At 72.7% G+C, this 15973-nt stretch carries 3 protein-coding genes; all 3 read left to right on the top strand.

What is annotated here, in order from left to right; genetic code table 11:
* Positions 1-269 precede the first annotated feature (269 nt).
* From WS87_RS09780 to WS87_RS09770, 3 genes are read left to right on the top strand one after another with little or no spacing between them, the layout of a single operon-like run.
* Entirely contained in the window at positions 270-9959 is a 9690-nt protein-coding gene (locus WS87_RS09780; RefSeq protein WP_059818290.1) for a non-ribosomal peptide synthetase, read from the top strand.
* A gap of 9 nt (positions 9960-9968) precedes the next feature.
* On the top strand, positions 9969-14957 hold the full coding sequence (locus WS87_RS09775; RefSeq protein WP_059818201.1) for a non-ribosomal peptide synthetase: 4989 nt from the start codon (positions 9969-9971) through the stop codon (positions 14955-14957).
* Positions 14947-15972, top strand: a complete 1026-nt coding sequence (locus WS87_RS09770; RefSeq protein WP_059818202.1) for a GNAT family N-acetyltransferase — start codon at positions 14947-14949, stop codon at positions 15970-15972. Before WS87_RS09775 ends, WS87_RS09770 begins: the two co-directional genes overlap by 11 nt.
* Position 15973 lies beyond the last annotated feature (1 nt).

Here is a 15973-nt window from a genome sequence, read left to right as displayed (position 1 = left end):
GCAGCGTCGGTAAATGAAGGGCAGGCAAATATGCGGAAACGGCGAGATTGATGCGAAAGCAGCACACCGGACGAGCCCGGTCGCGGCTTTCCTCCCTGATAGACGAACGGGCCGCGCAAATATTTAGCGGTGCCTTCAAAAAATGCATCTGTTCTGGCTTTGCGCGCAAAACGGTAAAAAATCGGCCGCGCCGTTCGTCACACCAGTGAAGCCGCCCCATGCGGCCCCGAGACTTGGCCGAAGCGGCCGGACCGAAGGACTTCACGCACATGACGAGTTTCCCGACTGCGCTGCATCACCGAATTCGCGAACTGGCGCGCCGCGCGCCCGACGCACCCGCGCTCGCCGCGCCTTTCCAGAACGACCTGCGCCTGTCGCGCGGCGCGCTCGATGCGCGTGCGTCGTACCTTGCGCGGCAGTTGCGCGCGGCCGGTGTCGGCGCGGAAGTGCGGGTGGGCGTCTGCGTCGAACGCTCGTGCGAGCTGTTCGTCGCGCTGCTTGCCGTGCTGAAGGCGGGCGGCGTATTCGTGCCGCTCGACCCGCGTCATCCGGCCGCGCGTCTGGACTGGATCGTCCGCGATGCGCAACTGCGCCACGGGATCGTCGACGCGGCCGGCCGCGCGGCGCTCGGCGCGCCGTTCGAACACGCGTTCGACGCGATGTCCGCGGATGCGGCGGCCGCCGCCTTCGTCGACGACGAGGACGTACCGGTGCATCCGCGCTCGGCGGCCTACATGATCTATACGTCGGGCTCGACCGGCATGCCGAAGGCGGTGGTCGTCGAGCACGGGCCGCTCGCCGCGCATTGCGACGCGCTCGCGGCGGCGCTGCCGATCGAGGGCGGCGACCGCCTGCTGCATTTCGCGTCGGTCAATTTCGACGCGGCGCACGAATGCTGGCTCGCGCCGCTCGCGGTCGGCGCGAGCGTGACGATTGCGCCGCCGCAACCGTTCGCGCCGGATGCCGCGCATGCGCTGATGGTGAGTGAATCCGTCAGCGTCGCCGCGTTTCCGCCCGCGTATCTGCGCGAATTCGCGGCCGTCGCCGCGCGCGACGGCGTGCCGCCGGCATTGCGCGTGCTCGCGTTCGGCGGCGAGGCGCTGCCGCAACAGGCATTCGAATTCGTGCGCCGCACGTTCCCGTCGGTTCGCCTGATCAACGGCTACGGGCCGACCGAGGCTGTGATCTCCCCGATGCTGTGGCCGGTCGAGCCGGGCGAAATGCCGGTGCTGGCCGACGACGATGCGTATGCGTCGCTGCCGATCGGTCGCGCGATCGGCCCGCGCGTCGCGCGCATCGATGGCGGCGAGTCCGGCGAACCGGGCGAGGGCGGCGAGCTGCTGCTCGGCGGCGTATGTCTCGCGCGCGGCTATCACGGCCGCCCGGCGCTGACGGCCGAACGCTTCATTCCCGATGCGCACGGCGAACCCGGTGCCCGCGTGTACCGCACCGGCGACCTCGCTCGTCTGCGTGCCGATGGCGCGTTCGATTATCTCGGCCGTCTCGACGACCAGGTCCAGGTGCGCGGCGTGCGTGTGGAGCCCGCGGAAATCGCCGCGTGCTTGCGCGCGCATCCGGCGGTGGCCGACGCGGCCGTGATCGCCGAAACCGGCAACGGGCCGACGCGGCTGATCGCGTGCGTCGCGCTGCGCGCGGCCGTCGACGATGCGGCGCTGAAGGCGCACGTGGGCGCGCAGTTGCCCGCCGCGTGGCAGCCGCACCGGTTCGTGCGCTGCGATGTGCTGCCGTACACGCTGAACGGCAAGATCGACCGCGCCGCGCTACGCGAGCGCATCGCCGCCGCTCGCGACACCGAACGGCCCGCGGGCGACGCCCCGCGCACGCCGACCGAGCAGCAGATCGCCGGCCTCTGGCAAACGCTGCTCGGCCTCGACGCGACGCCGTCGCGCGACGACCGCTTCTTCGTGCTGGGCGCCGATTCGCTCGCCGCGATGCAACTGCAGGCCGCGATCCGCGCCGCGTTGCGCGTGAACCTGCGGCTCGACACGCTGTTCGCCGATCCGGCGCTGGCGGAGCTGGCCGCGCACGTCGATCGCGCGGAACGCGAAACGGGCGCGCCGCTGGCCGCGATTGCCGCGCGCCGCGCGCCGGCCGATTCCGCCGCATCGAGCGCCCCGTACGTCGATCGCGCCGCATCGCTCGCACAGCAGCGCTTCTGGGTGCTCGCGCAAACGCGCGACGCCAGCGCCGCGTATCACATCGCCGCGCACTGGACGATCGACGGCGTGCTCGACCGCGCCGCATTGCAGCGCGCGCTCGATCACGTGATCGAGCGGCACGACGCGTGGCGCACGACCCTCGTCGACAACGACGACGGCATCGTGATGCAGCGCATCCATGCCCGCTTGCCGGTCACGATCGCGACGCTCGACTTGCGCGACCAGCCGCCGGCCGCGCGCGACGCGGAAGCCGCGCGCCTCGCCGAGCGCGACGCCGGCACGCCGTTCGATCTGTCGAACGGGCCGCTGCTGCGCGCGACGCTCGTCGCGCTCGCCGACGACCGCCACCGGCTGCTGCTCACCGCGCATCATGCGATCACCGACGGCTGGAGCTCGCGCTGCGCATTCGACGAGCTGTCGGCCGCGTACCGCGCGTATGCGCAAGGCCGCGAACCGTCGTTGCCGGCACTGCCGATCCAGTACGCCGACTATGCGGACTGGCAGCGCGACATGCTCGCCGGCGGCGAAGGCGAGCGTCAGCTCGACTACTGGCGCGGCGCGTTGCGCGACGTGCCGCGCCCGCTCGCACTGCCGGTCGACCGCCAGCCCGGCGCGACGCGCACGCTGCAGGGCGCACGCGTGTCGGTCCGCCTGCCCGACGCGGTCGCTGCCGACGTCCGGCGTCTCGCGCGCGACGCACAGGCCACGGTCTTCACGGTGCTGCTGGCCGCGCTCGACGCATGGCTGTCGCGCGTGACCGGCGAGACCGACGTGGTCGTCGCGGTGCCGGTCGCGCATCGCCAGCGCCCGGAAACGCGTGCGCTGCTCGGGCTGTTCCTGAATACGGTCGCGCTGCGCGTGCGGGTGGCGCCGACGCTGCCGTTCCGCGCGCTGGTCGACGCGGCACGCACGGCGGCGCTCGATGCGGTCGCGCACCAGGACGTGCCGTTCGAGCGCGTCGTCGATGCGGTGAAGCCGCCCGTCAAGCGCGGCGACGAATGGCTGCGCGTGAAATTCGCGCAGCAGTTCGATGCGCGGCACGACAGCGTGCTGCCGGGCGCGACCGCGGTTGCGACGCCGGGGCCCGATCTCGCCGCGCGCTTCGACTTCGCGCTGGATTTCACCGACGACACGCACGGCATCGAACTGGTCGCCGCCTATGCGACCGACTGCATCGATGCCGACACCGCGCGCGCGTGGCTCGACAGCTATGCGGCGCTCGTCGCGTCCGCCGCGCATGAACCGCATCGCATGACAGCCGCGCTGCCGTGCGATGCGTCGCCGGTGTCGCGCCAGCCGCGCGACGGCCGCGCGCTGAACGTCGAACACGCCGACATCGTCGCCGCCTTCGCGCGGCAGGCTGCCGCGTATCCCCATCGCGTCGCGCTCGCCGATGCGTCGGCGTCGCTGACGTTCGCCGAGCTCGACGATGCGTCGAACCGCATCGCGCATGCGCTGAAGCTGCGCGGCGCGACGGCAGAAGCACCCGTCATCGTCTGCATCGAGCGTTCGGTCCGCTTCGTCGTCGGTTTGCTCGGCGCGCTGAAAGCCGGCGCGCTGGCCGTGCTGCTCGACCCGGCTCAGCCGGCCGCACGCGTCGCGGCCGCGGCCGCCGATTGCGGCGCGCGCTGGGCGCTCGTTGCGCAGGGTCGGGATGTGGCCGCGTGGCCGGCCGGCAATGCCGCGCAGCCGCTCGATGTCGACGCGCTCGCACAGGACGTGACGCTCGCGCATGCGGCCGGCGTACGCGTCGCGCCGCATCCCGGACAGGGCGCCTATCTGATCTATACGTCGGGTTCGACCGGCACGCCGAAGGGCGTCGTCGTGTCGCACGGCGCACTGGCCGACTACGTGCAGGGGATGCTCGACGAACTCGCGTTCGCACCGGACGCGTCGTTCGCGATGGTGTCGACCGTCGCCGCCGACCTCGGCCACACGACGCTGTTCGGCGCGCTGTGCGCGGGCCGCACGCTGCACCTGCTGCCGGCCGCGTGCGCGTTCGATCCGGACCTGTTCGCACACGAGATGCGCCGCCGCGACGTCGGCGTGCTGAAGATCGTGCCGAGCCACCTGCAGGCGCTGCTCGACGCGCGCGTGCCGGCCGACGTGCTGCCGCGCCACGCGCTCGTGACCGGCGGCGAAACGCTGACGTGGGCGCTCGTCGCGCGCCTGGCCGCGCTCGCGCCGGCCTGCCGCGTGATCAACCATTACGGGCCGACCGAAGCGACCGTCGGCGCGATCGCGTGCGACACCGCGTCGATCGGCGCCGATGCGCGCGATCCCGTGAGCGGCGTGCCGCTGGGCCTGCCGCTGCCGAATGCGCGCGCGCTGGTGCTCGACGCATTCGGCGCGTGCGTGCCGGCCGGTGCGACGGGCGAGCTGTATCTGGGCGGGCCGGGCGTGGCGCGCGGCTACCTGAACCGACCGGCGCAGACCGCCGAGCGCTTCGTGCCCGATCCGTTCACACCCGGTGCGCGCCTGTATCGCACCGGCGACCGCGTGCGCCTGCGCGCGGACGGCCGTCTCGCGTTCCTCGGCCGCATCGACGACCAGGTGAAGATTCGCGGCTATCGCGTGGAACCGGGCGAGGTGAGCGCGGCGGTACGCGCGACCGGCCCGATCGCGCAGGCCGAGACGCTCGCGATCGAGCACGACGCCCGCCTGCGGCTCGCGACGTTCGTCGTGATGCGCGACGGCGCGGCATTCGACGAGCCCGCCCTGCGCGCGGCACTCGGCGCGACGCTGCCCGACTACATGGTGCCCGCGCAGTTCGTCGCGCTCGCGCGCCTGCCGGTGACCGCGAACGGCAAGATCGATCGCGCGGCGCTGCGCGAACTGGCCGCCGCGCCGGTGGCGGTTGCCGCCGGCGACGCGCCGCAGGGCCCGGTCGAAACGGCGCTCGCCGAAGTCTGGCAGGCGTTGCTGAAGGCGCCGCACGTCGGCCGCGACGACAACTTCTTCGAGCTCGGCGGCGATTCGATTCTGGTTCTGCAGGTGATCGCACGCGCCCGCAAGCGCGGCGTGCGCTTCACGCCGAAGCAGCTGTTCGACGGACCGACGGTCGCCGAACTCGCGCGCATCGCGAAAACTGGGGACGTCGCCGCCGCGCCGTCGGCATCGACATCGGCGCCGGCTCAGGCCGCAACGGCTGCCGCAGCGGCGATCCTGACGCCGGCACAGCAACGCTTCTTCGCGCTCGACGTGCCGCATCCGGGCCACTGGAACCAGTCGGTCGCATTCGACGTGCGCGGCCCGTTCGACGCCGATGCGTTCGCACGTGCATTCGACGCACTGCTGACGCATCACGACGCGTTCCGCCAGCGCTTCGCACGCGACGCGGACGGCCACTGGCACGCGAGCGATGCGGCGAAACCGTACGACGCGCTTCCGTTCGTCGAGGTCTCCGCGCGCGACGAAGCCGATGCGCTGGCGCGCTTCGACGCCTTGCAGCGCCGCCTCGATCTCGGCCGCGGGCCGCTCGCGTGCGCATGTGCGGCGCGGCTGCCGGACGGCGCGACGCGGCTGTATCTGGCGATTCATCACGCGATCGTCGACGGCGTGTCGTGGCGCATCCTGCTCGACGACCTGGACGCCGCGTATCGCGCCGCATGCGAACGCACGCCGGTGCGCCTGTCCCAGCCGGGTTTGCGTGCGGATGCCTGGGCCGCGCGCCTCTCACGTGCCGCGACGGATCCGGCATCGCCGTTCGCCGCCGAAACGGCCTACTGGGCCGGCATGGCAGAGGGCGACGATCTCGTGCCGGATCATCCCGACGCACCGGCGACGAATGCCGACGCGGCTGTCGTCGTGCAGACGATCGACGCGGCGCTGACCCGCGCCGCGCTGACCGACGCGCACGCCGCGTATCGCACGCAGACGATCGAACTGCTGGGCGCGGCGCTCGCGCTGGCGCTGGCCGGCGCCAGCGGCGCCGCGTCGTGCCGCGTCGAACTCGAGGGGCATGGCCGCGAGGCGCTGTTCGACGATGCGGACGCGAGCCGCACGATCGGCTGGCTGACGAGCCACTATCCGGTCACGCTGCCCGTCGAAGCCACCGCGCGCGACACGCTGTGCGCCGTCAAGGACACGCTGCGCGCGGTGCCGCACAAGGGGCTCGGTTTCGGCGTGCTCGCGCACTATGGCGACGCGGCGACGCGTGCGGCGCTGGCCGCCGTGCCGCGTCCGCGCGTCACATTCAACTATCTCGGCCAGTTCGACGCACCGCGCGACGCGACGCTCGTGCCGCGCTTCGGCGGCACCGGCATCGAGCGCGACCCGCAAGGGCCGCTCGGCAACACGCTCGCGATTCACGCCTACCTCGATACCGACCGCGACGGCGCACGCACGCTGAAGGTTCACTGGGTTTACGGCGCGCCGCAGTTCGCGCGCGCGACGATCGATGCATTCGCGGATCGCTTTGCCGCCGCGCTGCGCGAACTCGCCGACGCATGCACAGCGCGTGTCGCGCATCGCGGCGGCGGTGCGACGCCGGGCGATTTTCCGCTCGCACGGGCCGCCGGCCTCACGCAGGCCGCGATCGAGCGCGCGCCGCTCGACTGGCGCACGATCGACGACGTGTATCCGCTGTCGCCGATGCAGCAGGGGATCCTGTTCCATGCGCTGTTCGCGCCGGGTCATGCAAGCTACGTGAACCAGCTCGTCGCGACCGCGACGGCGCTCGATGCTGACCGGCTCGCGGCCGCGTTCGCCGCGTCCATCGCACGCCACGACATCCTGCGCACCAGCGTGATGCCCGACGAGGCCGCACCGCTGCAATGCGTGCATCGCCATGCGCGGATGCCGGTCGAACAGCTCGACTGGCGCATGCGCGGCGACACGCTGGACACCGATTTCGACGCGTGGCTCGCGGCCGACCGCGCCCGCGGCTTCGACTGGCGCGAGCCGCCGCTGATGCGGCTCACGCTGATCCGCGTGACGGACGACGCGTGGCGCGTCGTGTGGACGCGCCACCACGTGCTGCTCGACGGGTGGAGCACGGCGCGCCTGCTTGCCGACGTGCTGCGCGACTATCGCGACCCCGACGCGGTGTCGCCGTTCGCGAGCCGCCCGGCGCTGCGCTATCGCGACTTCATCGCGTGGCTCGGCACGCGCGACCGCGAGGCCGACGAGCGCTTCTGGACCGGGCGGCTTGCGCGTCTCGACGCGCCGACATTGATCGCCGAGCGCGCGGCCGACCGCGCGGATGCGCAGATGGTCACGTGGCGCGCGACGATCGACGCGGCTGCGACGACGCGTGTCGCGCAAACGGCGCGTGCGCTGAAGCTGACCGTCAACACGCTGGTGCAGGGCGCCTGGGCGCTCGCGCTGCAGCGCATGACGCACCAGCCGGCCGTCGCGTTCGGCGCGACCGTCGCGGGCCGTCCCGATGCGCTCGCGGACGTCGACACGGTGCTCGGCCTCTTCATCAACACGCTGCCCGTTATCACCGCACCCGCGCCGCAACAATGCGCGGCCGACTGGCTGCAGACGCTGCAGCGCGAAAACGCAGCTGCGGCCGAGCATGCGCACACGCCGCTCGCCGACATCCAGCGCTGGGCACGCGGCGCCGGCGGCGCACTGTTCGACACGCTCGTCGTGTTCGAGAACTATCCCGTCGACGACACGGCGCGCGACGCCGATCCGCGCGCGCTCACACTGAGCGGCGTGCGCAGCATCGAGTCGACCGACTTCGCGCTGACGCTCGTGATCGAGAGCGGCGCCGAACTGACGATCGACTACGGCTACGACACCGCGCGCGTGGATACGCACCAGGTCGAACGCTGGCACCGCGCGTTCGCGTGCGCGCTCGATGCGCTGGCCCGCACGCCGGACGCGCTGCTCGGCACGCTGTCGATCGCCGACGACGCGACGCGCGACGCACTGGCGCGCGCGCAGGACACCGCGCGGACGTGGTCGGACGCGCAACGCCAACCGCTGCATCTGCAATTCGCGGCCGCCGCGCGGGCGACGCCCGACGCGATCGCGCTCGAATACGCGGATGCGCACGGTGGCGTGCAGCGCGCGACCTATCGCGAGCTCGACCTGAACACGACGCGCGTCGCCGCCGCATTGCGCCGGCGCGGCGTGCGGCCGGACACGCCGGTTGCGCTGTGCGTCGAGCGTTCGTTCGACATGGTGACGGCGCTCGTCGGCGTGCTGAAGGCCGGCGCCGCGTACCTGCCGGTCGATCCCGACTATCCGGCCGAGCGCATCGCGTACCTGCTGCGCGACGCGCGGCCCGCGGTCGCGATCACGCAGGCGCATCTGCGCGCGCAGGTCGAGGCCGCGCTCGGCGACGACGCGACGACGCAACTGCTGACGGTGGCCGATCTGCTCGAGGACGAGGCGGGCGAAGTGGACGACGTCGCCGCCGACTGTGCAACCGACATCGACGATGCACAGCTCGCCTACCTGATCTATACGTCCGGCTCGACCGGCAAGCCGAAGGGCGCCGGCAACTCGCACGGCGCGCTCGCGAACCGCATCGCGTGGATGCAGCACGCGTACCGGTTGACGCGCGACGACGTCGTGCTGCACAAGACGCCGTTCGGCTTCGACGTGTCGGTGTGGGAATTCGTGTGGCCGCTCGCGACCGGCGCGAGGCTCGCGATCGCCGCGCCCGGCGACCACCGCGATCCGGCCCGCCTCGCGGCGGCGATCCATGCGCACGGCGTGACGGTGCTGCACTTCGTGCCGTCGATGCTGGCCGCGTTCGCCGCGTATCTCGACGATTTTTCCGCCGCCGCGCAATGCGACAGCGTGCGCCTGATCGTCGCGAGCGGCGAGGCGCTCGCGCCCGAACTCGTCGCGAAGGTCGCGCGCCTCGTGCCGAACGCGACGCTCGTGAACCTGTACGGGCCGACGGAAGCCGCCATCGACGTGTCGCACTGGACCTGTGGCCCCGACGACGCCAGCGCCGTCGCGGTGCCGATCGGCCATCCGATCGCGAACCTGCAGCTGCACGTGCTCGATGCGGCCTGGCAGCCCGTGCCGGCCGGCGCGACCGGCGAACTGTATCTGGCGGGCGCGGGCCTCGCGCGCGGCTATCTCGGCCGCCCGGGGCTGACGGCCGAGCGTTTCGTGCCCGATCCGTTCGTGCCGGGCGCCCGCATGTATCGCACCGGCGACCTCGCACGGCGTCGAGCCGATGGCGCGCTCGACTACCTCGGCCGCGTCGACACCCAGGTGAAGCTGCGCGGCCAGCGGATCGAGCCGGGCGAGATCGAGGCGCTGCTGCGCGCGGCACCCGGCGTGCATGACGCGGTCGTGATCGTGCGCGACGCGCAGCTGATCGGCTATATCGCACGTGGCGACGCGGGGCCGCTCGACCGTGCCGCCTTGCTGGATTCGCTGCGCGCACAGTTGCCGGCCTACATGGTGCCGTCGCAGCTGATCGAACTCGACGCGCTGCCGGTCACGCCGAACGGCAAGTGCGACCGCCATGCGCTGCCCGCGCCGGTGCGCGAAGCGGCCGCGGCCGTCGAACTCGCGACCGACACGCAGCGCGCGCTCGCGGCGATCTGGCAGCGCGTGCTGCACGTGGACGCGATCGGCCGCGACGACGATTTCTTCCAGCTCGGCGGCCACTCGCTGCTCGCGACGCAAGCGCATGCGCAGGCGAACCTGCACTGGGGCCTCGCGCTGCCGCTGCGCACGCTGTTCGACACCCGCACGCTCGCACGCTGCGCGGACGCGATCGACGCGGCCTGCGCGGCACGCGGCGAGACCGACGTGGCGAGCGCGATCGATGCGCTGCTCGGCGAACTGGAAACCCAATAAGGACGACGGATGACGAAGGCTCAACCCGACTGGCTCGCGCTCGCGACGCGCTTCGCGCAATTGCCCGACGCGCAGCGCGCGGTGTTCATCGACAAGCTCGGCGCGGCCGGCATCGATTTCCGCATGCTGCCGATCCCGCCGCGCGCGCCGCGCTCCGAGCGCGTGCCGGCATCGTTCGCGCAGACGCGGCTGTGGCTGCACGCGCGCTTGATCGACGCGCCGGACGCCTATCACATCACCGAACGGCTCGCGCTGACGGGCCCGCTCGACGCGCATGCGCTGCGGCTCGCGTGCGATGCGCTGATCGCGCGCCATGAAGCGCTGCGCACGACCTTCGACGAAACGGAGGACGGCGTCGCGCAGACGATCCATCCGCCGCTGCGCTGCCCGTGGCGCGAGACCGATCTCGAAGCGTTGCCCGACGCGCAGCGCGTCGCGCGCGCCGAAAGCGTCGCAATGGCCGATGAAGCCGACGCGTTCGATCTCGGCGCGGCACCGCTCGTGCGCGCACACCTGATCCGCTTCGACGCGACGCATCACTGGCTCGCGCTGACCGTTCATCACATCGTGTCGGATGGCTGGTCGTCGGACGTGATGCTGTTCGAACTCGCGGCGTTCTATCGCGCCTATACGTCGGGAGAGCCGGTGCCGCTCGCGCCGCTGCCGATCCAGTACGCGGACTATGCGCTGTGGCAGCGCCGCTGGCTCGATGCGGGCGAGCGCGATCGGCAACTGGCGTTCTGGCGCGAGCGGCTCGACCCGCAGCGCGGCGTGCTGACGCTGCCCGGCGCGGCCGCGCGGCCCGCGCGCCGCAGCGCGCGCGGTGCACGTCACGTGTTTTCGCTCGACGCGTGCACCGGTGCGCGGCTGCGCGCGTTCGAGGCCGCGTCGGACGCGACGCCGTTCGCGGTGTTGCTTGCAGCGCTCGATGCGCTGCTCGCGCGTGCGACCGGCGATGCGCGGATCTGCGTCGGCGTGCCGGCCGCGAACCGCGAACGTGCGGAAACGGCCGGCCTGATCGGCTTCTTCGTCAACACGCTCGCGATCGATGTCGACGTGCCCGCGCATGGCGATTTCTCGTCGCTGGTCGCGCGTACGCAGCGCGCGCTCGTCGATGCGCAGATGCACCAGGACGTGCCGTTCGAGCAGGTCGTCGACGCGCTCGGCGTGCCGCGCAGCGCGAGCCACCATCCGCTGTTCCAGGTGATGGCCGCGTATGGCGAGCGCCGCGCGCTGCCGGCGCTGGGCGCGGCATCGGCAACCTTGCTGCCGTCCGGCACGCCGTCGGCAAAATTCGACCTGACGCTTTCCGTCGAGGCGACGCCCGACGGCACGTTCGACGCCGCGTTCATCCATGCGCTCGACCTGTTCGACGGCGACGCGATCGCGCGGCTGGCCGCGCGCTTCGTCACGTTGCTCGGCGATGCGCTCGCGCGCCCCGACGTGCCGGTCGGCGATCTCGACTGGCTGCCGGCCGACGAGCGCGCGCAACTGTTCGCATGGAACGCGCCGGCGGGTGCGGCCGAAGCCGAACCGTTCGTCCCCGTGCACGCACGCATCGCCGCGCATGCGCGGGCGCGGCCCGACGCACGCGGTGTTGCCGACATCGATCGCGCGCTGACGCGCGGCGAGGTCGACGCGCGCGCGGCACGCATCGCACGCAACCTCGTCGCGGTCGGCGTGCGGCCTGAAATGCGCGTCGGCGTCGCGCTGCAGCGCTCGGTCGACCTGCTGGTCGCGCTGATCGCGGTGCTGAAGTCGGGCGCCGCGTTCGTGCCGCTCGATCCGGCCCATCCGCGCGAACGCCTCGCGCAGATCGTCGGCGATGCGGGCATCGCGCACGTGCTGACCGACGGCGCGAGCGCCGCCTCGCTGCCCGAGCTGCCGGCGCTGCGCGTCTGGCGCGCGGACGAAGTCGACGCACTCGACGAAGCCGCGGACGTCGCGCTGCCGGACGTGCTGCCAGGTCATGCGGCCTACGCGATCTACACGTCGGGCTCGACCGGCAAGCCGAAGGGCGTGATCGTCGATCACGCGGCGTTCGCGCGGCATTGCGTGGCGATCGCCGAGCGCTACGGCGCGGGCGAGAACGACGTGTTCCTGCTGTTCCAGTCGGTCAACTTCGACGGCGCGCACGAAGGCTGGTTTTCGCAATACTTGTCGGGCGCCGCCGTGTCGGTGACGGCCGACGTGCTGTGGCCGCCCGCGCAGACCTGCGCGATGATGATCCGCGACGGCGTGACGATGACCTACGTGCCGCCCGGCTGCGCCGCGCAGCTCGCCGAATGGGCGCTCGCGCACGGCGCGCCGCCGACGCTGCGCTCGCTGACCGTCGGCGGCGAAGCCACGTCGCGCGAAGCGTTCGCGATGCTGCGCCGCGCCATGCCGAACGTGCGCGTGGTCAACGGCTACGGCCCGACCGAAACCGTGATCACGCCGACGCTGTGGATGTTCCGTCCCGGCGACGATCTGGCGAAGCTGGGCGACGCCGCGTATCTGCCGATCGGCACGCTGGTCGGCGCGCGCACCGCGCACGTGCTCGACGCGCGGCTGCATCCGCTGCCGGTCGGCGTGATCGGCGAGCTGTACCTGGGCGGCGAGGGGATCGGCGTCGCGCGCGGCTATCTCGATCGTCCCGCGCTGACGGCCGAGCGCTTCGTGCCCGATCCGTACGGCGCGCCGGGCGCGCGCCTGTACCGCACGGGCGACCTCGTGCGGCGTCGCGCGGACGGCGTGTTCGACTTCATCGGCCGCGTCGATCATCAAGTGAAGCTGCGCGGGCTGCGCATCGAGCTCGGCGAGATCGAGGCGCAGCTGGCCGCGCACGATGCGGTGCGCGAAGCGTGCGCGGTCGTGCACGGGCAGGGCGCGCAGGCGCAGCTCGTCGCCTACGTCGAACTGACCGCCGACGCGCAGGCGGCCGCGCAACCGGTCGAGGCCGCGACGCTCGACGCGCATCTGCGCCGCACGCTGCCCGACTACATGGTGCCCGCGCAACTGATCGTGCTCGACGCGCTGCCGCGCAACGCGAACAGCAAGGTCGACCGTGCACGGTTGCCGGCGCCGGTGCGCGTCGAACGCGCATACGAAGCGCCGCACGACGGCGACGAAACCGCGCTCGCGGCGATCTGGCGCGACGTGCTGAACGTCGAGCGCGTCGGTCGCGGCGATCACTTCTTCGAACTCGGCGGCCATTCGCTGGCGGCGGTGCGCGTCGCGACGCGCGTCGCCGAGCGGCTCGGCCGCGACGTGCCGGTGCGCGCGCTGTTCGAAGCGCCGGTGCTCGCGCAATACGCGCGCCAGATCGCCGACGCGCCGCGCGCCGCGCACGCCGGTGCCGCAGCGCCGGGCGTCGCGGTGGTCAAACCCGATGCGCACGGCGTATGGCCGCTGTCGCCCGCGCAGCTCGGCCTGTGGTTCCTGTGGCGCGCGCAGCCGGACAGCGCCGCGTACAACATTCCGGTCGCGCTGCGCGTGCGCGGTCCGCTCGACGTCGATGCGCTGCGTGCGGCGTTCTCGGCTGCGGCGGCCGCTCATCCGGCGCTGCGTACCCGGCTCGTCACGCGCGACGGCATGCTGCCCGGCCAGCGGATCGATGCAGACGTTTCCGTCGAAATGCCGCTCGTCGATTTGTCGGCACGGCCCGACGCGCTCGCCCGCGCGGCGGCGCTGACCGACGCCGATGCGCTCGCACCGTTCGATCTCGCGGCCGATGCGCCGCTGTGGCGCGCACGCTTGCTGCGCCTCGACGTGGACGATCACGTGCTGTCGGTGACGATCCATCACATCGTGTCGGATGGCGATTCGATCGAGCTGTGGCTCGAAGCGGTGCGTGCAGGCTATGTCGCGTTCGTGCGCGGCGAAGCGGTATCGACACCGCCTCACGACACGTCGCTCGCGCTGCCCGCGCCGTGCCACCCGGCCCGCGTCGCGTACTGGCGCGACGCGCTGGCCGATCTACCGCCGCCCATACTGCCGCCGCGCGCAAACGCGCCGGCCGTCCCGCAATGGCGTGCGACGCGCGTCGCGTTCGAATTCGACGCATCGCTGATCCGTGCCGCGCGCGCCGCGGCGTCCGCCGCGCACGCGACGCTGCCGATGCTGCTGCACGCGGCGCTCAACACTGCGCTGTTCCGCGTGACCGGTGCGGCCGATCAGCTGGTCGGCGTGCTGGCGTCGACGCGCGAGCTGACGGGCGACGCCGCGCGCGATGCGCTCGGTCTCTTCATCAATTCCGTGGTCGTGCGCACGCGGCTCGACACGTCAGCCTGCCGCTCGGACGTGCTCGCGCAGGTGCGCGATACGGCGCTCGCCGCGTATGCGCATGCCGATGTGCCGTTCGCCGACGTCGTCGCCGCGCTGCGCGCGCCGCGTGCCGCAAACGCCAATCCGCTGTTCCAGGTGATGTTCAACTACCTGCGTCCGACCGGCGCCGCCGCGCGCGATTGGGCCGGCCTGTCGCTCGCCGGGTTCGACGACGTGCGTCATCGCGTCGTGTTCACGCTCGAGCTGGATGTCGTCGAGCATCCGGACGGCCACGTGAGCGCCGCGTTCTCGTACGCGGACGAACTGCTCGACGGCGATTTCGTCGATGCGCTCGTCGACCTCTATCACGACGAAGTCGCGCGTTTCGCCGGTGCGCCGGAAGCGGCGCTCGGCGCGCCCGACGCGCTGTTCGCCGCGTCGGCGGCGGTCGCAGTCGCACCGGCCGGCAGCGCGGCGACGCGCGTCACGGCGGCATCGCGCGCGCCGGACGCCGCAGCCGCGCTCGCCGCGCTGTGGTCGGACACGTTCGCGACGGCCGCGCCCGCGCCCGATGCCGATCTGTTCGAAGCCGGCGCGACGTCGTTCGACGTCGTGCGCTTCGTCGACGCGGCCGGCCGCGCCGGGCACGCGCTGACGGTGGCCGACGTATTCGCGTCGCCGACGCTCGCGGCGCTCGGTGCGCATCTCGATGTGTCGGCCGAAACGGAACAGGAGGTGCGCGATGCTGGCTGAAGTGCGTCCGGACGGATTCACGATGCCGGACACGTGCCGCCTCGCGTTCGCGGACGGCCTGTTCGCCGCGCGCGACGACGCGGAGATCCGCGTCGCGCAGGGCGACGGCATCGGCGCGCAGTTGCTGCGCGCGCAGCTCGCGGACGACGGCACGCTGCGCCTCGTCGCATACAACCATCGCGCGGCGCCGGGCGACCAGCGTCGCGCGTTGCTGGCCGCGCTCGCCGCCGCGTTTTCGGACGACGCGCGCCGTGCGGCGATCCGGCTCGACCCGGCCGCGTGGCCGGCGGTCGCGCTCGACGCGCTGCGCGCGAGCGGCGTGCTCGCCGACGGCGGTCTGTGCATGCGCGAAGGCTGGGCGCAGCAGGCCGATCTGTGGCGCGTCGGCACGCCGCTGCCATGCGCGACGCTGCCGATGCTGACCGACGGCCGGCGGCATCCGCGCCGTCCGCCCGCGCCGCGCGGCGACGTGTATGCACGCGACCTGCCTGCACTCGGCGTGCGCTTCACGCTGCGCGGCTGGCAGCCGGGCGAGGACGCCGCGCGCCTGGCGCACTGGTTCGACGAGCCGCGCGTGCGCGACGGCTGGCCGGGCACGCAACCCGGCGTGGACGGCACGGCGCCCGATGCCGATCCGCACGTGAGCCCGCTCGTCTGCTGCTTCGACGGCGAACCGTTCGCGTACGTCGAGGCGTTCTGGCTGAAGGAAGACCCGCTCGCGCCGCACGTCGGCGCGCGCGATTACGACCGCGGGCTGCGGATGCTGGTCGGCGCATCGCGCTGGCGCGGCCCGCATTGCGTGGCGGGCTGGCTGCCGTCGGTCGTGCATTACCTGTTCCTCGACGATGCGCGCACCGAAGCGGTCGGCTGCGCGGTCCCGGCCGGCCGCGCGCGGGTCGTCGACACCCTCGCGCGGCACGGCTTCGCGCGGCAGCGCCGCCTGGCGCTCGCCGACGGGCAGCCGTTGTGGATGCGCACGCTGCGCGAGACCTTCTTCTCCGGCCGTCACGTCTGAC

It is taken from the genome of Burkholderia sp. MSMB0856 (assembly GCF_001524645.2).
GTDB lineage: Bacteria > Pseudomonadota > Gammaproteobacteria > Burkholderiales > Burkholderiaceae > Burkholderia > Burkholderia diffusa.
Note: the sequence above shows the minus strand (reverse complement) of the source record. Positions and strands in the feature narration are given on the sequence as shown.